19 protein-coding genes and 1 pseudogene are annotated in these 20,256 nt (G+C 42.1%); 16 read left to right on the forward strand and 4 right to left on the reverse strand.

The genetic code is table 11. The annotated features are described in order from the left end of the window. Positions 1 to 751 (forward strand): annotated as a pseudogene (locus tag HMPREF3057_RS09870) (DUF308 domain-containing protein); the annotation flags it as partial. Between the two features lie 47 nt (positions 752 to 798). On the opposite strand, the gene HMPREF3057_RS01255 reads toward HMPREF3057_RS09870, so the two are convergent. Next, entirely contained in the window at positions 799 to 1,116 is a 318-nt protein-coding gene (locus HMPREF3057_RS01255) for a DUF960 domain-containing protein (RefSeq protein ID WP_000886045.1), read from the reverse strand. 204 nt (positions 1,117 to 1,320) lie between these two features. Here HMPREF3057_RS01255 and ccpA point away from each other — a divergent pair, with 204 nt between their 5' ends. After that, positions 1,321 to 2,331: a catabolite control protein A gene (gene ccpA / locus HMPREF3057_RS01260; RefSeq protein ID WP_001090635.1), complete on the forward strand. Its 1,011-nt coding sequence runs from the start codon at positions 1,321 to 1,323 to the stop codon at positions 2,329 to 2,331. 203 nt (positions 2,332 to 2,534) lie between these two features. On the opposite strand, the gene HMPREF3057_RS01270 is transcribed toward ccpA, so the two are convergent. Next, the gene (locus tag HMPREF3057_RS01270) at positions 2,535 to 3,497 is read right to left on the reverse strand and encodes an asparaginase (protein WP_061426607.1); all 963 of its coding nucleotides are present in this window, start codon (positions 3,495 to 3,497) and stop codon (positions 2,535 to 2,537) included. A gap of 65 nt (positions 3,498 to 3,562) precedes the next feature. Here HMPREF3057_RS01270 and HMPREF3057_RS01275 point away from each other — a divergent pair, with 65 nt between their 5' ends. Together HMPREF3057_RS01275 and HMPREF3057_RS01280 are read left to right on the forward strand one after the other, a co-directional pair. Next, on the forward strand, positions 3,563 to 4,954 hold the full coding sequence (locus HMPREF3057_RS01275) for a Cof-type HAD-IIB family hydrolase (RefSeq protein ID WP_000453122.1): 1,392 nt from the start codon (positions 3,563 to 3,565) through the stop codon (positions 4,952 to 4,954). Positions 4,955 to 5,450: 496 nt separating this feature from the next. Beyond that, positions 5,451 to 7,427, forward strand: a complete 1,977-nt coding sequence (locus tag HMPREF3057_RS01280) for a CAP domain-containing protein (protein WP_070696056.1) — start codon at positions 5,451 to 5,453, stop codon at positions 7,425 to 7,427. 121 nt (positions 7,428 to 7,548) lie between these two features. On the opposite strand, the gene HMPREF3057_RS01285 is transcribed toward HMPREF3057_RS01280, so the two are convergent. Next, positions 7,549 to 8,001: a universal stress protein gene (locus HMPREF3057_RS01285; RefSeq protein WP_000079161.1), complete on the reverse strand. Its 453-nt coding sequence runs from the start codon at positions 7,999 to 8,001 to the stop codon at positions 7,549 to 7,551. A 166-nt stretch (positions 8,002 to 8,167) separates the two neighbouring features. Here HMPREF3057_RS01285 and HMPREF3057_RS01290 point away from each other — a divergent pair, with 166 nt between their 5' ends. The 3 genes from HMPREF3057_RS01290 to rpmH all read left to right on the forward strand — a co-directional run bounded on the left by HMPREF3057_RS01290 (position 8,168) and on the right by rpmH (position 10,106). After that, positions 8,168 to 8,467 (forward strand): hypothetical protein, encoded by a 300-nt coding sequence (locus HMPREF3057_RS01290; RefSeq protein ID WP_070696058.1) that lies wholly within the window; start codon positions 8,168 to 8,170, stop codon positions 8,465 to 8,467. 145 nt (positions 8,468 to 8,612) lie between these two features. Further along, complete coding sequence (locus tag HMPREF3057_RS01295; protein WP_000666454.1) at positions 8,613 to 9,827, forward strand: pyridoxal phosphate-dependent aminotransferase; 1,215 nt, start codon at positions 8,613 to 8,615, stop codon at positions 9,825 to 9,827. Positions 9,828 to 9,971: 144 nt separating this feature from the next. After that, complete coding sequence (rpmH, locus tag HMPREF3057_RS01300; protein WP_000831905.1) at positions 9,972 to 10,106, forward strand: 50S ribosomal protein L34; 135 nt, start codon at positions 9,972 to 9,974, stop codon at positions 10,104 to 10,106. Positions 10,107 to 10,288: 182 nt separating this feature from the next. Here rpmH and HMPREF3057_RS01305 read toward each other — a convergent pair whose 3' ends face one another. Continuing rightward, positions 10,289 to 12,133, reverse strand: coding sequence for an APC family permease (locus HMPREF3057_RS01305; RefSeq protein WP_070696060.1), 1,845 nt, complete (start codon positions 12,131 to 12,133; stop codon positions 10,289 to 10,291). Between the two features lie 151 nt (positions 12,134 to 12,284). Between HMPREF3057_RS01305 and HMPREF3057_RS01310 the strand changes: the two genes are divergently transcribed. The 9 genes from HMPREF3057_RS01310 to HMPREF3057_RS01350 are packed head-to-tail and all read left to right on the forward strand — an operon-like array spanning position 12,285 to position 20,225. After that, on the forward strand, positions 12,285 to 13,058 hold the full coding sequence (locus tag HMPREF3057_RS01310) for a TatD family hydrolase (RefSeq protein WP_070696062.1): 774 nt from the start codon (positions 12,285 to 12,287) through the stop codon (positions 13,056 to 13,058). Beyond that, a complete protein-coding gene (rnmV, locus tag HMPREF3057_RS01315; RefSeq protein WP_070696064.1) occupies positions 13,058 to 13,633 on the forward strand; it encodes a ribonuclease M5 in 576 nt (191 codons plus the stop codon). The genes HMPREF3057_RS01310 and rnmV overlap by 1 nt, the downstream gene beginning before the upstream one ends. A gap of 49 nt (positions 13,634 to 13,682) precedes the next feature. Further along, a complete protein-coding gene (locus HMPREF3057_RS01320; RefSeq protein ID WP_000790643.1) occupies positions 13,683 to 14,987 on the forward strand; it encodes a hypothetical protein in 1,305 nt (434 codons plus the stop codon). Positions 14,988 to 14,991: 4 nt separating this feature from the next. Next, positions 14,992 to 15,864, forward strand: a complete 873-nt coding sequence (gene rsmA / locus HMPREF3057_RS01325) for a 16S rRNA (adenine(1518)-N(6)/adenine(1519)-N(6))-dimethyltransferase RsmA (RefSeq protein WP_044020194.1) — start codon at positions 14,992 to 14,994, stop codon at positions 15,862 to 15,864. Position 15,865: 1 nt separating this feature from the next. Next, positions 15,866 to 16,744 carry a ribosome small subunit-dependent GTPase A gene (gene rsgA / locus HMPREF3057_RS01330; RefSeq protein ID WP_044021690.1) on the forward strand — a complete coding sequence of 293 codons (879 nt, stop codon included), beginning with the start codon at positions 15,866 to 15,868 and terminating at the stop codon, positions 16,742 to 16,744. 10 nt (positions 16,745 to 16,754) lie between these two features. Next, positions 16,755 to 17,411 (forward strand): ribulose-phosphate 3-epimerase, encoded by a 657-nt coding sequence (gene rpe, locus HMPREF3057_RS01335; protein ID WP_044020195.1) that lies wholly within the window; start codon positions 16,755 to 16,757, stop codon positions 17,409 to 17,411. Further along, on the forward strand, positions 17,374 to 18,036 hold the full coding sequence (locus HMPREF3057_RS01340; protein WP_044020196.1) for a thiamine diphosphokinase: 663 nt from the start codon (positions 17,374 to 17,376) through the stop codon (positions 18,034 to 18,036). The genes rpe and HMPREF3057_RS01340 overlap by 38 nt, the downstream gene beginning before the upstream one ends. Position 18,037: 1 nt before the next feature. Beyond that, positions 18,038 to 19,294, forward strand: coding sequence for a DNA recombination protein RmuC (rmuC, locus tag HMPREF3057_RS01345; protein WP_044020197.1), 1,257 nt, complete (start codon positions 18,038 to 18,040; stop codon positions 19,292 to 19,294). Then, a complete protein-coding gene (locus tag HMPREF3057_RS01350; RefSeq protein ID WP_000703210.1) occupies positions 19,284 to 20,225 on the forward strand; it encodes a 3'-5' exoribonuclease YhaM family protein in 942 nt (313 codons plus the stop codon). The genes rmuC and HMPREF3057_RS01350 overlap by 11 nt, the downstream gene beginning before the upstream one ends. Positions 20,226 to 20,256: the final 31 nt, after the last annotated feature.

The raw sequence follows: 20,256 nt of genomic DNA on the forward strand, positions 1-20,256 counted from the left end.
AGAAAACAATCCCAAGCTGAAACGACGAATGCGAATGACTCTGCCGATCTTTGTGACGGCTCTGATTCCTATCAGCACCTTGCGAAAACTAAATGAGTGGCTGTCAAATCATGAAAGCCAAGAAGGGGAAGTTCATTCAGAAAGAAAAAACGACCAGGCGGTTGATCTGGAAATTTTTGTTCATACCTCAGAAACCTCCTTCTTCCTTGCTATGGGACATGTGGATATTTGTTATCAAGGGCAGGTTATTTCCTATGGTTCCTATGATCCCCACTCGGAGCGTTTATTCGGCATGGTTGGAGACGGTGTTTTGTTTAAGGCCAATCGGGAAAAATACATCGAGCTCTGTAAGAGGGAAAGTCAGAAGACCTTGTTTGCTTATGGCCTGAGTTTGACGGAGCAACAGAAAGCAGCTATCCAAGCGCGTTTAGCGGAGATAGAAGACCTGTTAATTCCTTGGGAACCAAGCTCGCAGTTGATGAAAAGAAGAGAGGGAGAGGTAAAGCATACCTACTCCTACCAACTAAAAGAGGAAGCAGATGCGACCCTCTATAAATTCAGCTCATCCGAGTTTAAGACCTACTTTGTTCTCAGTACCAATTGTGTTCTGCTAGCAGACTCTATCGTGGGAAAAGCTGGAACTGATATATTGAGTCCCCAAGGTTTCATTGTGCCAGGGACTTATCAGGATTACCTTGATTTAGAGTATACAAAACCCAATGGTCTAGTTGTTAGTCGATCCATTTATTAGAAAAAAACTCTAGTTCCTCAGCAGTTTGCGCCGAGAAGCTAGAGTTTTTAAAATAGGTCATTTTCTTCTGGAAGGAGGATGGTTTCTCTGCCGTCTAGGTCTAAAACAAGGACCCTAGGCGGGTAAAGCGGATCGAAAGGATGATTGAAATCAAAATCGATGCTAGTCGGAAGGTGCTGACTAGAAAAATGGAAGGTGATGGTCCCCTTATTGTTGAGCAGTTGAAACTCAAGTTCTTCTTCTAGTTCAAAGACATTTTTCAGGAAATGATCGATAATATACCATAAAGAGTCAATGACATCATCAGGCAAGCTGGTCACGACACCAAAACTAGCGGAACGTCTCTGTGTATTTGTAAAAGCCATGTTTTCCTCCCCCTTTTATTTTCCTTATCATACAGCAAAATGTCTTAAAAATCAAGAAATCCTACTTGCTTTTTCAAAATGGGAATAAACTGTGAAATTTTTTCAAAGTTTCTCTAAAAAATACTTGAAAGTGTTTACAATAAGTGATAAAATGGAGTAAGTAGATGCGTGAAAGCGAAATTTTCATTATAGAAAGGAAACGGAATGAACACAGATGATACAGTAACGATTTATGACGTCGCCCGTGAAGCAGGAGTTTCAATGGCAACAGTTAGCCGTGTCGTTAATGGCAACAAGAATGTTAAAGAGAACACTCGAAAAAAAGTCCTAGAAGTGATTGATCGCTTGGACTATCGTCCAAATGCGGTAGCACGTGGTTTGGCTAGCAAGAAAACAACGACAGTCGGAGTTGTGATTCCTAACATTACCAATGGTTATTTCTCAACACTTGCTAAAGGGATTGACGACATTGCTGAAATGTACAAGTATAACATTGTCCTTGCAAATAGTGATGAGGATGATGAAAAGGAAGTTTCAGTGGTTAACACTCTCTTTTCAAAACAAGTCGATGGGATTATCTTTATGGGCTATCACTTGACTGAAAAGATTCGTTCAGAGTTTTCTCGTTCACGGACACCGGTTGTTCTTGCTGGTACTGTGGATGTAGAACACCAACTTCCAAGTGTAAATATCGACTACAAACAAGCAACGATTGATGCCGTGAGCTATCTTCTCAAAGAAAACGAAAAGATTGCTTTTGTGAGTGGACCACTCGTCGATGATATCAATGGCAAGGTTCGTTTGATTGGTTACAAGGAAGCCTTGAAAAAAGCGGGACATTCTTATAGCGAGGGCTTGGTCTTCGAATCAAAATACAGCTATGACGATGGCTATGCCTTGGCAGAACGCTTGATTTCATCACAAGCTACAGCCGCAGTTGTAACAGGTGATGAATTGGCGGCAGGTGTGTTGAATGGTTTGGCTGACCATGGCGTATCTGTGCCAGAAGAGTTTGAAATCATCACGACAGATGACTCTCAGATTGCACGATTCACTCGTCCAAACTTGACGACTATTGCCCAACCTCTTTATGATCTAGGTGCAATCAGCATGCGTATGTTGACTAAGATTATGCATAAGGAAGAGTTGGAAGAACGTGAAGTTCTCTTGCCTCATGGTTTGACAGAACGCCGCTCTACACGAAAACGTAAATAGAAAAAATCAGGGAATCGTGAGATTTCCTGATTTGCTTTCTAGAGAAGGAGTTATACTCAATGAAAATCAAAGAGCAAACTAGGAAACTAGCCGTAGGTTGATCAAAGCACTGCTTTGAGGTTGTGGATAGAACTGACGAAGTCAGTAACCATACCTACGGCAAGGCGATGCTGACGTGGTTTGAATTTAATTTTCGAAGAGTATTAGCCTTCCATATAGTCTTTCAAAGCCTGTCCTTTTAGTCCAGCATTAAGGGCAATTAATAATTTGAGGCGCGCTTTTTGAGCGTTGAGTTCTTTGACAAAGAAAACACCAGCTCGTTGCAACTGCACCCCTCCGCCTTGGTAGGCGTAGACAGGTTCAGCAATACCATTAAAGCATCGTGAGACCAAGGCGACTGGAATCCCTTTTTGCAGGAGATTTTCCAACTTTTGAGCTGTTTCTTTTGGGACATTGCCTGCTCCAAAGGCCTGAATGACTAAGCCATCTAGCTGTTCCAAGTCTAACATATCAATCAGCTCGTCTGTCATACCTGCATAGGCTGAGATGATGGGAACCAGACCTTGAATATGCTCAAGATCAAACCGGACACGAGGTTCAGCCGTTTTGAAGTAGAGGATTTCTTGCTTCATGATGAGGCCAAGTGGTCCATGTGTTGGGGTTTGAAAGGTGCTGACGTTGGTCGTATGAGTTTTGGTAACATACTTGGCTGCGTGGATCTCGTCGTTCATGACGACCAGTACACCCTTGTCGGCTGCTTTGTCATCGCTGGCAACTCGCAAAGCGCTCAGATAGTTATATACACCGTCGCTACCAAGTTCGTTTGAACTACGCATGGCCCCTGTTAGAACGATGGGGATGGGCGGAATTTTCATGGTATCAAGGAAGTAGGCTGTTTCTTCTAAGGTATCTGTACCATGTGTGATGACAACTCCATCATAGTTATCAGCTTCCTCTTTAATCTTATGATAGAGTGCAAGCATATGCTTGGGTTTGATATGAGGGCTTGGCAGATTAAAAAAGTCTAGGGCATGAACCTCAATCCCTTCAAGCGGATTGGAAACATGGTTCATGGGATTTTCCTGGCTAGTTACAACGGCACCAGTGGCGTCTGCTTGCATGGAAATAGTCCCACCTGTATGTAAAACAAGGATTTTCTTAGGCATGATTTAGTCACTCTTTCTGAAATGTGGTATAATCATTGTAACACAAAAGGGGAGAATGGGACAGGATGGAAGTCAAGGCTGTTTTTTTTGATATCGATGGAACGCTAGTCAACGATCGCAAGAGTGTTTTGAAATCCACTAAGGACGCGATTAAGATTGTCAAAGAGCAAGGAGTGCTTGTTGGAGTAGCGACAGGACGAGGGCCGTTTTTTGTCAAGGAATTGATGGAAGACTTGGACCTAGACTTTGCGGTGACCTACAATGGCCAATACATTTTTAATAAAGAAAAGGTGCTCTTTGCAAGTCCGATTGCTAAGTCAAGCCTGCGTCAACTGATTGCTTACGCTAAAAAGGAGCGTAAAGAAATCGCTCTTGGAACCGAGCATGCCGTTGTTGGTTCGAAAATTATGTCATTTGGTCTCGGCTCCTTTTCCCAACTGGTTAGTCGTTTTATTCCGACTGTTCTGACAAGAACCGTTAGCCGTTCCTTTAATCGAATGGTCAGCAAGGCAGTTCCTCAAAAGGAAGACGACTTGCTTAACTTGATTAATCAACCCATTTATCAAGTTTTGATGCTGATGACGCCAGAAGAATCTGAGAAGGCAGCAAGTGATTTTGAAGATTTGAAATTAACTCGAAGCAATCCTTTTGCAGCAGATATCATCAACCAAGGAAATTCCAAACTAGAAGGCATTCGCCGAGTCGGGAAAGAATATGGCTTTGATCTCAACCAAGTCATGGCCTTTGGTGATTCAGACAACGATCTGGAAATGTTGGCGGGCGTTGGTATGTCGGTTGCTATGGGAAATGGCAGTAGCAGTGTCAAAGAAGTTGCCAAGCATATTACGGCAAGTAATCAACAAGATGGTATCCACAAGGCGCTCGAGCACTTTGGTGTTTTGGCTTCAGAAAAAGTGTTTGTCAGTCGAGACTACCACTTTAATAAGGTCAAAACCTTCCACCACATGATGGATGAACGAACTCAAGAAGAGCCACAGGCATGGGATGCTGAAGGTGCAACCCATCGCGCAGACTTTAAAATTGAAGAATTAGTAGAGTTTGTTCGCGCAGCAAGTTCTTCGGAGGAAGAATTCCAAAACTCCCTTGCAAGCATGCATGAGGCACTTGATAAGGCGGCAGAGAAAGTGGCGAAAAAGACGCCTGCTAAGCAAAATCTGGTCGGTCAAGTGGATGCTTTGATTGACACATTGTATTTCACATACGGCAGTTTTGTATTGATGGGAGTAGATCCAGAACGCATTTTTGATATTGTTCATGAAGCGAATATGGGGAAGGTTTTCCCTGATGGGAAAGCTCATTTTGACCCAGTTACACACAAGATTTTAAAACCAGATGACTGGGAAGAAAAATATGCTCCAGAACCTGCCATCCGACAGGAACTACAACGTCAGTTTAAAGCTTATGAGCGACATAAAGAAAGAAAAAATAAAAAATAAGAGAAAATTCTTTTCCCTGGATGAAAAATTCGGGGATTTTTTGAGCTGAAAAACCGAACAATTTTATATATATCACTAATTATTATTAGCATATTTATACTAGAAAAAGAAAAGAAAAAAATGAAAAGATAGTGAAAATAAAGCAACAGGAAATTACATTTCTTACAAAGAATAGTTAAAAAGCTAGATATATTACTGATATATCTAGCTTTTCTTTTAAAAAACATCAAAAAAAGACAAGTCAAATTATTTGATATTTGAAAGTTTATGTGTTAGAATAAATTCAGAAAGCGAATAAATATAAAATCCTCATGCTACTACAATATGCTCTTTTTTAAGACAGAAAGTCAACTTGTTTATTTCAGGCCTGTTAACAAGTTGATGTGAGGAGTTCACTCTAGCTTTGAGGTTTAGTTATAAAATTGTGCACAATTGCTTTCCAAATTTTTATTATTTTAATTTTCAAGTTTAAAAATTAAAGAATTAAGAGGTTGAAATGAAGAAAAAATATACCTATTTGACAGCTTCTGTTTTAACAGCTGTAACAATGCTTCCAACTTTTGCACCAAGTGAAGCTCACGCTGCTTACAATTGGAATGGAAATAATAGCTACTATACAAGAACTAGCCGTCGTTCAAGCAATCGTACTTCTAACCGTACTACTGCAAATCGTAGCCGTACATCAAACTATACTGTAAGAAGTTACGGCTACAATAGTTATTACCCAAGCTATAACTATGGCTACAATAGCTACTACCCAAGCTATAACTATGGATATGGTAGCTATTACCCAAGTTACAACTACGGTTACAATAATTGGAATAACTACTATGGCTATGACAACAGTAGCAACTACTATGGTTATAATTATTGGAATAATTACAACAACCTTGCTAGCGATGAAAACTATATTTACTGGAATGGCAATCACTACTACCGTATGAACGATGGTAGCTACCGTATTTATCGTAACGGTCAGTGGAAACCTTTGACAAACAATAGTAACAACAACTCATCTACTAACAACTTGGAAAACGATCCGCACTATCGTTACGAAAATGGTTACCATTACTATGTATTGGACAATGGTGATTATTACTACTACCAAAATGGTAAGTGGGTATTGGTGAAAGATTCTGCTGATACAACACCAGCACAACCGGCAACACCTGCTGAACCAAAACCAGAACAACCAACAACTCCGGTTGAGCCAGCACAACCAAGTCAACCTGAAGTTCCTGCTCCAACACCAGCAGAACCAGAGACTCCAACACCAGCTCCTAGTGATAAACCTGAAGAGCCAACAACACCAGCTGAGCCAAAACCAGAACAACCAGCAACTCCAAGTGTTGACCTACCAGAAAACCCACCAATTAATGGTGCTGATAGTGAATTTGATCCATTCAAGCCATCAACAGAAACGCCAGCAGAACCAAAACCAGAAACACCAGCAACTCCAGCTATCCCAACAACACCAGGTTTGGTAACGACTGATGAACCAAGTGAAAACCAAATCCCTGATTATGTTGAAAAACCAGCTGAAGGATTGGAACACTTGGCTTGGGCACCAAATGGACAAACTCCAAAATTGGTTTACCCACCAGGTAAACCAGGTGATGCAGTCCTCAAGAATGATAAAAACTACTACTTCGACGGTAGTGCACATTACTACTATGTACCATCTAACTCAGAGCGTACAGGTTACTCAGCATACTGGAAGTGGCTTGGAGGAAAATGGAAACTTCAAGGGATGACTGATCCAAACGATCCAGCTCGTGATCCAAAACTTCACGAAAACACTGCTGATGACGAGTACATGTACAGCGACAAGAACTCAAGCGTGAAACTTTACTCAACTAACTTGGTAACGACTGCTAAAGCAGGTCAAGCATTGCCATTCAAGAATGTTGAAGAGTTCAAAAACTATGTCATCGAAAAAATGAATCCTAAGTTCCTTGATAACTCTGGTTGGGATGCTAAAGTTGAGTGGGAAATCGAAGATCCAGAAATCTTTGAGAAGACGAAAGAAAACCCATACGCTAAGGACTATGTCTTGATTGCAAATCTCAAGAGTGGTGTCGAAGACAAGAAATACAGTGATGTAGAATTTGGCTATGTGAAGTTTGTTTACCGTGTTGAAGCAACAAACGATACAAACTATGACTATGTTTCAAAAGCGAAAGAAGCTTTCGCTAAAATCAATGAGACTCGTAAAGCTCAAGGATTGAAAGAATTGACTTGGTCTGAAGACATTTATCAAAATCAAGCACTTCCAAAAGTAAATGAAATTTCACGTCAATACGATAGCACAGGCTTTGTAGGACGTCGTGATGAAGATGCTGCTGTTGTCGTTAAGAAATGGGCAAACAGTGGTTTGAGAGACTTGCTTCTCGATCCGAATGTCACTGAAGGAGCTGTAGCAGCAGTAGTTGATGGAAACGGTGTATACTACTGGGCATACAGTTACAAATAATTCAATCTTTTGAGATTGACTACTTTCTAAATAAGATAGAGGCTTTAAACAATTGTTTAAAGCCTTTTTGTGACCCAATCAGGACAAACAAAAAGGAGCTCAAGGCTCCCTTTTTAAATGATTACAATGTTTTTTCTCTTTCTCTCACGACCAGTAAATCGACTTTTGCATGGCGGAGAATGTACTCAGATGAAGAGCCAACCAAGAGGCGTTCAAAGGCATTGAGCCCTGTTGCACCAACGAGAATCAGGTCGACATTTTCTGCGTCTGGAATAGTACGGGCAAGGAGAGTTTTTGGATTTCCCATTTCGATGACGATGTGAATATCGGTCACACCAGCATCTCTTGCGCGCTTTTCGTACTCCTTCATCAGACTTTCAGCATCGACTTGGAGTTCTTCGTAAACTTCAGCATCAAAGGTAGACACGCTTTGAAGAGCGCGTGTGTCGATAACATGGGCAATGGTGAGCTTGGATTCGTTGCGTAGAGCAGTGTAAACACCTTTGACGAAAGCCAAGTCCGCTTCTTTAGAACCATCAATTGCGACCATAACATTTTGGTAACGTTGTGCCATAATGAAACCTCCTGAAATTTTCTTACTGTTATTGTAACCCTTTTCACTAAAGAAGTAAAGTAAAAATCATATTTAAAGAAATATTATCGGAGATTCAATTTGGTGGAGATATGTTAAAATAAAAGAAAACGGGATAGTAGGAAACACAGCGAGGGGATGAGAAAGTATGAAAGATTTTGTTCAAGCTTCTAAAAAAATAAGTTTTCTTTATCATGGAATTATCCTTGTGTCACTTGTAGGTGAAGTAGTGATGCTTTGGCAGCTGGAAAGAGTCGTGCCCGTTCTTTATCCAGGATTTGTTGGATTTCTTCTCTTTCACCTAGTCTACCACATCATTTTATTGGTGATTGCAAAGAGAAGTGGTCGTTTGGACTATTTGGTCACGTGGGGGCTCTTTCTCATGTTTAATCTTTTATATGACTCCTTTTTAGCGCTGGTCTTTCTAGGTTTGTCTTTTGGTATGTGAGAAAATACTTCTGTATTCTAGTTGTTTAGACGGTGAGAACCTAGTCGTTGTGAGTTTTTTTTCTTTGCTTGCTCATTTCAGGAAACTTGTCGCAATCCCTTTCTAGTGGTATAATGTTACTATCTCGATGAATTGAGGAAACAAGATGAAAGAATATAACAAGTCTAGTAAGTTAGAGCACGTTGCCTATGATATCCGTGGTCCTGTTTTGGAAGAAGCTATGCGGATGCGAGCAAACGGAGAAAAGATTTTACGTCTGAATACAGGGAATCCAGCAGAATTTGGCTTTACAGCGCCAGATGAGGTCATTCATGACTTGATTATGAATGCGCGTGATAGTGAAGGGTACTCTGATTCCAAGGGTATTTTTTCGGCGCGTAAGGCTATCATGCAGTATTGCCAACTGAAGAAATTTCCCAATGTGGACATTGATGATATCTACCTTGGAAATGGTGTCAGTGAGCTGATTGTTATGTCCATGCAAGGGCTTTTGGATAATGGCGATGAGGTCTTGGTGCCTATGCCAGACTATCCTCTCTGGACAGCCGCGGTCAGCCTAGCTGGGGGAAATGCCGTTCACTATATCTGTGATGAGGCTGCAGAATGGTACCCAGATATTGACGATATTAAGTCAAAAATTACTTCCAATACCAAGGCAATCGTCCTTATCAATCCGAACAACCCAACTGGAGCCCTTTATCCTAAGGAACTCTTGTTGGAGATTATTGAGATTGCTCGTCAAAACGATTTGATCATCTTTGCGGATGAGATTTATGACCGCATGGTGATGGATGGGCATGTGCATACGCCTGTGGCGAGCTTGGCACCTGATGTTTTCTGTGTCAGCATGAATGGTCTGTCAAAATCTCACCGTATCGCTGGTTTTCGTGTAGGCTGGATGGTCTTGTCTGGTCCTAAGCACCATGTCAAGGGTTATATCGAAGGGCTCAATATGCTGTCAAATATGCGCCTTTGCTCCAACGTTTTGGCCCAGCAAGTCGTACAAACATCACTAGGTGGGCACCAGTCAGTGGATGAATTGCTCCTTCCTGGTGGACGGATCTATGAGCAAAGAAACTTCATTTACAATGCCATTCAAGATATCCCAGGTTTGTCTGCGGTCAAGCCGAAGGCGGGTCTTTATATCTTCCCTAAAATCGACCGCAATATGTACCGCATTGATGATGATGAACAGTTCGTTCTTGATTTCTTGAAGCAGGAAAAGGTTCTCTTGGTTCATGGTCGTGGTTTTAACTGGAAGGAACCTGACCATTTCCGTATCGTTTATCTTCCTCGTGTGGACGAATTGGCGCAAATCCAAGAAAAGATGACACGTTTCTTGAGCCAGTATCGTAGATAAGGCTTTCATAGGGAAAAGCAGGAAACATTTCCTTAGAGCTATTGACAAATAGGTCAGAATCAGATAGAATAGTAAAGTATGTTTAGTAACTGATCACTTTATAGCCGGCTAAACGAATACAAAATCTATGAGGAGGTATTCATCGTGAAACGTACTTATCAACCAAGTAAACTTCGTCGTGCGCGCAAACACGGATTCCGTAACCGTATGTCAACTAAAAACGGTCGTCGCGTATTGGCAGCTCGTCGTCGTAAAGGACGCAAAGTTTTGGCTGCTTAATCCAAACGAATTCAACAAAGAAGTCAGTAGGAACTCGAGTCTACTGACTTTTCTTTTTATCCTACATAGTGAACTGTCTACGAAATCGGTCATTTTAGATGGAACTCATGGAGGGCTCATTTAAAAGGTCACATACAAAAAAACTCAAAACCAGATATAAGTTACTGATTTTGAGTTTTTGTTTATTCTTTTAAGTGATAAGAGTAGCTAGCGATAACGACATCTTCGTGCCATCTGAGAGCGTATTTTAGTTTGAGGCTCATTTGATTGTGCAGGATATTTTGCCAAGGCTTGTTAGGGATAAACTGTGGTACAAGAACTGTAACGGTGTAGTTTTTTTGCTTAGCTTCTTGGGCGATTCGTTTGACATACTTAACGCTAGGGGTGATGATGTCGCGGTAGCTGGTGTTGATATTCTTCAGAGTGATATTTGGGAAGTAATCGGCAAATTCCTGAAGGATTTCTTGGTCTTTTTCGGCCGTTTCTTTAGTAGAAATGTGCATGGCTAACACTTCGTCACCGATACTTTGAGCGTAGTTAATGGCTCCAACACTTACTCGAGTGACATTTCCTACTAGGACAAGGACAAGGTTGCCGTCGTAAGTGCGCTTTTCAATTCCTTCGTAGAGTCGTAGTTGTTTTGCCACTTTTTGGTAATGGCTGTGAATGGACAAAAAGAGGAAAGTTAGAACTAGGATAATTGGGAAGAATGGCCAGATATCACCCAGTCTGAAGAGGAGTAAAATGAGGACAATAGCATAACAAATGATGGCCCCAAGGATATTAGCAAAGGCAGGTTTTAAGAAGTTTGCTCCTTTTTCCTTTTTCCAATGACGAATCATCCCAGTCTGAGAAAGGGCAAAGGGAACGAAGACCCCGATAGTATAAAGAGGAATCAAGCGTTCAGTATTCCCATTAAAAATGAGAAGAAGGATCATAGCCCCAAAAGCCAGAGTTAAGATACCGTTGGAGTAGCCAAGACGATCCCCCTTTTCCATAAAGAGATGGGGCATGTACTTGTTTTTAGCCATATTGTAGGCCAACATAGGGAAGGCTGAAAAGCCAGTATTTGCAGCTACAGCTAGAATTAAGGCTGTCGAGAACTGGAAGAGATAGTAGCTCGCATGACCAAAGAATGAATCACCAAGAATGCCCTTGGCCATTTGCGAGAGGATGGTTTCTCCATTTTGAGGTGTGATGCCCATCCAGTAGTTTAGGAAGGTAATGCCTGCAAAAAGAAATCCTAAAATGAGCGACATGATGGTCAAGGTCTGAGCAGCATTTTTTTCTTTCGGAGTTTTGAAAAATGGTACTGCATTTGAAATAGCCTCAACCCCTGTCAGAGAGGCAGAGCCACTGGTAAAGGCTCTCAATAGGAGAACGATAGAAAGGCTCGGAACGGTTTGTCCAATGGTTGAAGTCGCCTGATAGTTTAGGGAACCTGTAAACAGTTGAAAGAACCCATAAAGCAAGAGAAAGACGGTACTGAAGATAAAGAGGTAGACGGGAATCATCAGAGAGCTGGCAGATTCTTTCAATCCTCTTAAATTTAAGAGCATGAGCAGGCAGACTAGGAAAATAGAGATATGAAGATTATAGGGATGGAGGGCAGGGATGGCTGCAGTAATAGCATCAGCTCCAGAAGCAACGGATACGGCTACTGTCAGCATATAGTCAACAAGGAGGCTACCCCCTGCAATCAAGCCTAGTTCAGGGGAGAGATTTTCCCGAGTGACCATATAAGCCCCACCACCTTGAGGATAGGCGTGGATGATTTGACGATAGGAAATGGTCAAACTAGCGAGCAGTAAGAGGACAAAAATACCGATAGGGAGGCTCCACCAAATAGCGAGAGGAGAGAGACTGACTAAAACGAGAATGACCTGTTCAGGTCCATAGGCAATAGAAGACAGGGCATCACTGGATAACATTGCAAGTGCCTGCATTTTTCCAAGTAATCCCCCTTCACCATCTGTGAGAGACTTGAGTGGTCGACCGATAAAGGTATATTTTAATTTTCTAAACATTTTCTTTTCCTTTGATGAAAATTTCAATAAGTGTTATTATACTGCTTTGAAAAAAGGCAGTCAAGGGAGAATGAACGGTATTAGAATATTTTTACAAGCCGGGGGATGCTATTTTTGGTATAATAGATGGAAGAAAATGAGGTTAGAAGAGATGATTTTTGATACGCACACACATTTAAATGTAGAAGAATTTGCAGGACGTGAGGCAGAAGAAATCGCCTTGGCTGCTGAGATGGGTGTGACACAGATGAATATTGTTGGTTTTGATAAGCCAACCATTGAACGATCCCTAGAATTGACAGATGAGTATGAGCAACTCTACGCAACTATTGGCTGGCATCCGACGGAAGCAGGGACTTACACAGATGAGGTCGAAGCTTACTTGCTTGAAAAACTAAAACATCCTAAGGTCGTTGCCTTGGGGGAGATTGGTCTGGACTATCACTGGATGACAGCATCTAAGGAAGTGCAGGAACTGGTTTTTCGTCGTCAGATTCAGTTGTCTAAGGATTTGAATTTGCCTTTTGTGGTCCATACCCGTGATGCGCTAGAAGATACTTATGAGATTATCAAGAGCGAGGGCGTTGGTCCTAGTGGTGGAATTATGCACTCATTCTCAGGTTCTTTGGAGTGGGCTGAGAAGTTTGTCGAGCTTGGTATGACCATTTCTTTCTCAGGTGTGGTGACCTTTAAAAAAGCGACGGATATCCAAGAGGCTGCTAGGGAACTTCCTTTGGACAAGATTTTGGTAGAGACGGATGCCCCTTACCTAGCTCCTGTTCCTAAACGTGGCCGTGAAAACAAAACAGCCTACACACGCTATGTGGCGGACTTTATCGCCGACTTGCGTGGGCTGACGACTGAGGAGTTAGCCGCAGTAACAACTGCAAATGCAGAGCGTATCTTTGGATTGGACAGAAAGTGATGAAAGAAAAAATTTCCCAAGTCATCGTGGTTGAAGGTCGCGATGATACGGCCAATCTCAAACGTTACTTTGATGTAGAGACCTATGAAACACGAGGTTCTGCAATAAATGACCAGGATATAGAGCGGATTCAGCGCCTGCATGAACTGCATGGAGTCATTGTCTTTACAGATCCAGATTTTAATGGGGAGCGGATTCGTCGCATGATTATGACGGCCATTCCAACAGTACAGCATGCCTTTCTCAAGCGAGATGAGGCTGTTCCCAAATCTAAGTCCAAGGGACGTTCTCTGGGAATCGAACACGCCAGCTATGAAGATCTAAAAACAGCGCTGACTCAGGTGACAGAGCAATTTGAAAACGAGAACGAGTTTGACATCAGTCGTGGTGACTTGATTCGACTAGGTTTCTTGGCGGGAGCGGACAGTCGTAGGCGCCGAGAGTATCTAGGCGAACAGCTCCGCATCGGCTATTCCAACGGCAAGCAACTCCTCAAGCGGTTGGAGTTATTTGGGATAACCTTGGCAGAAGTGGAAGAGGTTATGGAAAGTTATGAGAAAGACTCTAAAGTGTAGAGAATTATGTTAAAATGAAGGTAGTGTATTTAAGTTAATAGGAGGCTGTATGAAAAATAAGGATGGTAAATTATTGTTGAGTTTTGCTGCAGTCGGAGTTGTGATTGTTGGTATTATTTTATATATGAATAATCTTTTTGAGGGTAAGAATTTAATTCTTAATAGTTTATCCCAAGGAGAAGTATTAGCGGGCATAGTTATTGCGTTGCCGACATTAGTTACTTGGAATCAAGCTATTGAACAAAGTAAAGAAAATAAGAAAAATACTGTGTCTGATAATGTTAGAGACACTGTGAAGTATTATGATAAGCAACTTACAGAACTTGTTGCAGATATTAGTAAGACCAAAGAGTTACCCTTTTATAAGGCGGGAAAAATTGAATATATCATTGATACGTATAATAAATTATTAAAGGAATGGAATGAGATATTAAAATTAGATATTTCTCTTGACTTTGTTCAAGTATTGTCTACAATTTGTTCAATAAAATATCCAAAAGGAATAGAGAATCCTGGGAATGAGTTGGCGGAGAACTGGAAATATAATTTGAGCACAGCACTGAAACCAGTTATGAGAGAAATAATATCTTTGAAAAAGGAAGAAATATTTGGTTCCAAGGAAGTTAAATATTTCAGTTATGTTGAATTTGGTGTTACTGGATATGAGATTGAAAAAGTAAAGTTTAAAGACAAAAGCTTTGTAGAGTGTACTTTTTCTGCTGATTTTTTTGCTTCAAATTCATTTGAAGCATGTGAATTTATCAACTGTAGTATCAGTACTGGTGAGTTATCTGAACAAAAAGTGAAAGAATTACTAAGTGATAGTAATACGATTATAGGAACATTTAAAGACTCTAATGAGGATGATTTTGCTGAGCAATTTTATTCTACATCTGTTTCAGAATATGGAACTGTATTTGATGCCCGAGAAGGGATTATAGCTGATAACTATATTTTAGGAAACAAGTTTTTTGAAATTGATTCTAAGTCAGAAAATAGGGAAGAAATTTATAAGGATATTATTAATGGGTTGGTATCGTACGGCATAGGAGTTGATGAAAAAAGAAATAACAAAAAAATAAGTATCAGTAAAAATTATATAACGGAGGAAAACAAATCCAGCTATATTGCTGGAAGTTTATTCTCTGGTTGGAATAGTCTATTTTCAGAGAAAATACAAAAGTCTAATAATTTCAAATATTATATATTTTGTATAAAGAATGAAAATGTTTATAATACAATAGTTTTTGAAAATGATAGCTTTACTAGATTTTTAAAGAAAAAGAATATAGATAAGGCAGGAAAGTATAATTTTTATTTTACTGGTTTTAATAGTAATGTGGAAAAAGAGTAGATAAATGAGAATTGCAGATTATAGCGTGACCAAGGCAGTGCTGGAGCGTCACGGTTTTACCTTTAAAAAGTCCTTCGGGCAAAATTTCTTGACGGATACCAATATTCTTCAAAAAATTGTGGATACAGCTGAAATTGATGACCAGGTCAATGTTATCGAAATTGGGCCAGGGATTGGTGCTTTGACGGAGTTTCTAGCTGAGCGTGCAGCTCAAGTCATGGCCTTTGAGATCGACCACCGTTTGGTACCGATTTTGGCAGATACTCTTCGTGATTTTGACAATGTAACAGTGGTTAACGAGGACATTCTCAAAGTGGATTTGGCGCAACATATCCAGAATTTCAAAAATCCAGAATTGCCGATTAAGGTAGTAGCCAACTTGCCCTACTATATCACAACGCCTATTCTCATGCACTTGATCGAAAGTGGCATTCCTTTTAGTGAGTTTGTCGTCATGATGCAAAAAGAAGTGGCGGACCGTATCTCAGCACAGCCAAATACTAAGGCTTATGGTAGTTTGTCGATTGCTGTGCAGTATTATATGACAGCTAAGGTTGCCTTCATCGTGCCTCGTACGGTCTTTGTGCCAGCCCCAAACGTGGACTCAGCCATTTTAAAAATGGTGCGCCGTCCAGAGCCTGCTGTAGCAGTAAAAGATGAGAACTTCTTCTTTAAGGTTTCCAAGGCTAGCTTCACTCATCGTCGCAAGACCTTGTGGAATAACTTGACAGGCTATTTTGGAAAGACTGAGGAAGTCAAGGATAAGCTGACCAAGGCTTTGGATCAGGCGGGCTTGTCACCATCTGTGCGTGGGGAAGCACTTAGCTTGGAAGAGTTTGCCAGTCTAGCTGATGCGCTTAAAGGACAAGGACTCTAAGATGCAGGGACAAATTATTAAAGCCTTGGCAGGATTCTACTATGTAGAGAGTGATGGCCAAGTCTATCAGACACGCGCGCGTGGAAATTTCCGTAAAAAAGGCCACACGCCCTATGTTGGGGATTGGGTAGACTTTTCTGCCGAGGAAAATTCAGAAGGTTATATCCTCAAAATTCACGAACGGAAAAACAGTCTGGTTCGTCCACCCATTGTCAATATTGACCAAGCTGTGGTGATCATGTCCGTCAAGGAACCGGACTTCAACAGCAACTTGTTGGATCGTTTCTTGGTTCTTTTGGAACACAAGGGCATTCATCCCATCGTCTATATTTCCAAAATGGATTTGCTGGAAGATAGCGAAGAATTAAGTTTTTACCAACAAACCTATGGTGCCATTGGTTATGACTTTGTGACCAGTAAGGAGGAACTCCTGCCCCTGTTGACAGGGAAAGTGACGGTCTTTATGGGGCAGACTGGTGTTGGAAAATCAACCCTCCTCAATAAAATCGCACCAGATCTCAATCTTGAAACAGGAGAAATCTCAGACAGTCTGGGTCGCGGTCGCCATACCACTCGAGCTGTTAGTTTTTACAACCTCAATGGGGGTAAAATAGCAGACACACCAGGCTTTTCATCGCTGGATTATGAAGTGTCAACGGCTGAAGACCTCAATCAGGCCTTTCCAGAGATTGCCAGTGTCAGTCGAGACTGCAAGTTCCGTACTTGTACCCATACCCATGAGCCGTCCTGTGCGGTTAAGCCGGCTGTTGAAGAAGGAATCATTGCATCCTTCCGTTTTGATAACTACCTGCAATTTCTCAGTGAGATTGAAAATCGCAGAGAAACCTATAAAAAAGTCAGCAAAAAAATTCCAAAATAAGGAGAAACCTATGTCTCAATACAAGATTGCTCCGTCAATTCTGGCAGCAGATTATGCCAACTTTGAACGTGAAATCAAACGCCTAGAAGCAACTGGTGCAGAATATGCCCATATCGATATCATGGATGGTCATTTTGTACCGCAAATCAGTTTTGGTGCAGGTGTGGTTGAAGCTCTTCGTCCACATAGTAAGATGGTCTTTGACTGCCACTTGATGGTAGCTAATCCTGAGCATCATCTAGAAGATTTTGCGCGTGCAGGAGCGGATATCATCAGTATCCATGTAGAAGCAACGCCTCATATCCATGGCGCCCTCCAAAAAATTCGCTCTCTCGGTGTTAAACCTTCGGTTGTTATCAATCCTGGGACACCTATCGAGGCGATCAAGCACGTCCTTCACCTAGTTGACCAAGTCTTAGTCATGACAGTGAACCCTGGATTTGGCGGTCAAGCCTTTCTGCCTGAAACCATGGACAAGGTTCGTGAGTTGGTTTCCCTTCGTGAGGAAAAAGGCTTGGACTTTGAGATTGAAGTCGATGGCGGTATTGATGACCAGACCATTGCTCAAGCCAAAGAAGCTGGTGCAACAGTTTTTGTAGCGGGATCTTATGTCTTTAAGGGAGATGTCAATGAACGAGTGCAAACTCTCAGAAAACAACTGGACTAGGGTTGCTGTTTTTGCCGGCGGAGATCGCGGTCATTATCGGACGGATTTTGATTGCTTTGTCGGTGTGGATCGCGGTTCGCTCTGGGTCTTGGAAGAAGATCTGCCTCTGGCTCTAGCAGTTGGGGATTTTGATTCGGTGACTGCAGACGAACGTCAGTTGATTCATGCACGTGCCCAGCACTTTGTTCAAGCCCAGCCAGAAAAGGATGATACGGATCTGGAACTAGCACTTTTAACGATTTTTGAAAAAAATCCTCAAGGCCAAGTGACCATTTTTGGGGCTTTGGGTGGTCGTATTGATCATATGCTGGCTAATGTCTTTCTGCCTAGCAATCCCAAGTTGGCACCCTATATGCGCCAGATAGCGATTGAGGATGGGCAAAACTTGATTGCCTATTGTCCAGAAGGAACCAGTCAGCTAGAGCCCCGTTCAGACTACGATTATCTAGCCTTTATGCCAGTTCGGGATAGTCAGTTGACCATTATCGGAGCCAAGTACGAGTTGACAGAGGAAAATTTTTTCTTTAAAAAAGTGTACGCTTCTAACGAATATATAGATAGGGAAGTTTCGGTGACTTGCCCAGATGGCTATGTCGTCGTGCTACATAGCAAGGACAGGAGGTAGGATGGAGACTGTATTATTACTATTATTAATTGCCAACCTAGCTGGACTCTTTCTCATTTGGCAAAGGCAGGATAAGCAAGACAAATACCTAGCCAAGAGTTTGGAGGATCAAGCAGACAATCTTTCAGATCAACTGGATTACCGCTTTGAACAAGCCAGACAAGCCAGTCAGCTGGATCAAAAAGATTTGGAAGTGGCTGTCAGTGACCGCTTGCAGGAGGTGCGAATGGAGTTGCACCAAGGCTTGACTCAAGTTAGACAGGAGATGAACGAGAATCTCCTTCAAACCAGAGACAAGACTGACCAACGTCTCCAGGCCCTGCAGGAATCAAATGAGCAACGTTTGGAACAAATGCGCCAGACGGTCGAGGAAAAGCTAGAGAAGACCTTGCAGACGCGCTTGCAGGCTTCCTTCGAGACAGTTTCCAAGCAACTGGAGTCTGTCAATCGTGGTCTTGGAGAGATGCAGACAGTTGCCCGCGACGTCGGTGCCCTCAACAAGGTTCTCTCTGGAACCAAGACGCGAGGGATTCTGGGTGAATTGCAACTGGGGCAAATCATCGAAGACATCATGACCCCTGCCCAGTACGAACGAGAATTTGCAACGGTTGAGAACTCCAGTGAACGAGTAGAGTATGCCATCAAGTTACCTGGCCAAGGCGATCAAGAATATGTCTACTTACCGATTGACTCCAAGTTTCCACTGGCAGATTATTACCGCTTAGAAGAAGCTTATGAAGCAGGCGATAAGGACGAGATTGAACGTTGTCGCAAGTCACTCCTAGCCAGTGTTAAGCGATTTGCCAAGGATATCAAGAGCAAGTATCTGGCGCCGCCTCGAACGACCAATTTTGGAGTCTTGTTTGTTCCAACAGAAGGACTTTACTCAGAAATCGTCCGCAATCCTGTCTTCTTTGATGATTTGAGACGGGAGGAGCAGATTATTGTTGCTGGTCCAAGTACCCTATCAGCCCTGCTTAACTCTCTATCAGTTGGCTTCAAGACTCTCAATATCCAAAAGAGTGCCGACCATATCAGCAAGACTCTTGCCAGCGTCAAGACCGAGTTTGGCAAGTTCGGAGGCATTCTGGTCAAGGCACAAAAGCATCTCCAACATGCCTCTGGCAATATTGATGAATTATTAAACCGTCGTACCACAGCTATCGAGCGGACGCTCCGTCACATTGAGTTATCAGAAGGTGAGCCTGCGCTTGATCTACTCCATTTCCAAGAAGATGAGGAAGAATATGAAGATTAGTCACATGAAAAAAGATGAGCTGTTTGAAGGTTTTTACCTGATTAAGTCAGCTGACCTGAGACAGACGCGTGCTGGGAAAAATTACCTAGCCTTTACCTTCCAAGACGATAGTGGCGAGATTGAAGGGAAACTCTGGGATGCCCAACCTCATAACGTCGAGGCCTTTACCGCAGGGAAAGTGGTCCACATGCAGGGACGTCGAGAAGTTTATAACAACACTCCTCAAGTCAATCAAATTACTCTTCGCTTGCCTCAGCCTGGGGAACCCAATGATCCAGCTGATTTCAAGGTCAAGTCGCCAGTTGATGTCAAGGAAATCCGTGACTACATGTCACAAATGATTTTCAAGATTGAAAATCCTGTCTGGCAGCGTATCGTTCGTAGTCTCTACACCAAGTATGATAAGGAATTCTACTCCTATCCAGCTGCCAAGACCAACCACCATGCCTTTGAGACGGGTTTGGCCTATCATACAGCAACCATGGTGCGCTTAGCAGATGCCATTAGCGAGATCTATCCTCAGCTCAATAAGAGCCTCCTCTATGCGGGAATTATGTTGCATGACTTGGCCAAGGTTATTGAGTTGACGGGACCAGACCAGACGGAGTACACAGTTCGAGGCAATCTCCTTGGGCATATCGCTCTCATCGATAGTGAAATTACCAAGACCGTCATGGAACTAGGCATCGATGATACTAGAGAAGAAGTGGTGTTACTGCGCCATGTCATCCTCAGTCATCATGGCTTGCTAGAGTATGGAAGTCCAGTCCGTCCACGCATTATGGAAGCAGAGATTATCCATATGATTGACAATCTAGATGCCAGCATGATGATGATGTCAACAGCTCTAGCTTTGGTGGACAAAGGAGAGATGACCAATAAAATCTTTGCTATGGACAATCGTTCCTTCTATAAACCAGATTTAGATTAATAATTTAAGAAAAACGAGCATTTTTTACGCA

The organism is Streptococcus sp. HMSC072D05, from assembly GCF_001815805.1.
Taxonomy (GTDB): Bacteria; Bacillota; Bacilli; order Lactobacillales; family Streptococcaceae; genus Streptococcus.

Coding starts and splice junctions, on each gene's coding strand:
- HMPREF3057_RS01270 (WP_061426607.1), bottom strand. CDS start 3,497: ATGCCTAAGAAAATCCTTGTTTTACATACAGGTGGGACTATTTCCATG.
- HMPREF3057_RS01275 (WP_000453122.1), top strand. CDS start 3,563: ATGGAAGTCAAGGCTGTTTTTTTTGATATCGATGGAACGCTAGTCAAC.
- HMPREF3057_RS01285 (WP_000079161.1), bottom strand. CDS start 8,001: ATGGCACAACGTTACCAAAATGTTATGGTCGCAATTGATGGTTCTAAA.
- rsmA (WP_044020194.1), top strand. CDS start 14,992: ATGAGAATTGCAGATTATAGCGTGACCAAGGCAGTGCTGGAGCGTCAC.
- HMPREF3057_RS01310 (WP_070696062.1), top strand. CDS start 12,285: ATGATTTTTGATACGCACACACATTTAAATGTAGAAGAATTTGCAGGA.
- HMPREF3057_RS01290 (WP_070696058.1), top strand. CDS start 8,168: ATGAAAGATTTTGTTCAAGCTTCTAAAAAAATAAGTTTTCTTTATCAT.
- HMPREF3057_RS01305 (WP_070696060.1), bottom strand. CDS start 12,133: ATGTTTAGAAAATTAAAATATACCTTTATCGGTCGACCACTCAAGTCT.
- HMPREF3057_RS01255 (WP_000886045.1), bottom strand. CDS start 1,116: ATGGCTTTTACAAATACACAGAGACGTTCCGCTAGTTTTGGTGTCGTG.
- HMPREF3057_RS01320 (WP_000790643.1), top strand. CDS start 13,683: ATGAAAAATAAGGATGGTAAATTATTGTTGAGTTTTGCTGCAGTCGGA.
- ccpA (WP_001090635.1), top strand. CDS start 1,321: ATGAACACAGATGATACAGTAACGATTTATGACGTCGCCCGTGAAGCA.
- rsgA (WP_044021690.1), top strand. CDS start 15,866: ATGCAGGGACAAATTATTAAAGCCTTGGCAGGATTCTACTATGTAGAG.
- HMPREF3057_RS01350 (WP_000703210.1), top strand. CDS start 19,284: ATGAAGATTAGTCACATGAAAAAAGATGAGCTGTTTGAAGGTTTTTAC.
- rnmV (WP_070696064.1), top strand. CDS start 13,058: ATGAAAGAAAAAATTTCCCAAGTCATCGTGGTTGAAGGTCGCGATGAT.
- rpe (WP_044020195.1), top strand. CDS start 16,755: ATGTCTCAATACAAGATTGCTCCGTCAATTCTGGCAGCAGATTATGCC.
- rmuC (WP_044020197.1), top strand. CDS start 18,038: ATGGAGACTGTATTATTACTATTATTAATTGCCAACCTAGCTGGACTC.
- HMPREF3057_RS01295 (WP_000666454.1), top strand. CDS start 8,613: ATGAAAGAATATAACAAGTCTAGTAAGTTAGAGCACGTTGCCTATGAT.
- HMPREF3057_RS01340 (WP_044020196.1), top strand. CDS start 17,374: ATGAACGAGTGCAAACTCTCAGAAAACAACTGGACTAGGGTTGCTGTT.
- HMPREF3057_RS01280 (WP_070696056.1), top strand. CDS start 5,451: ATGAAGAAAAAATATACCTATTTGACAGCTTCTGTTTTAACAGCTGTA.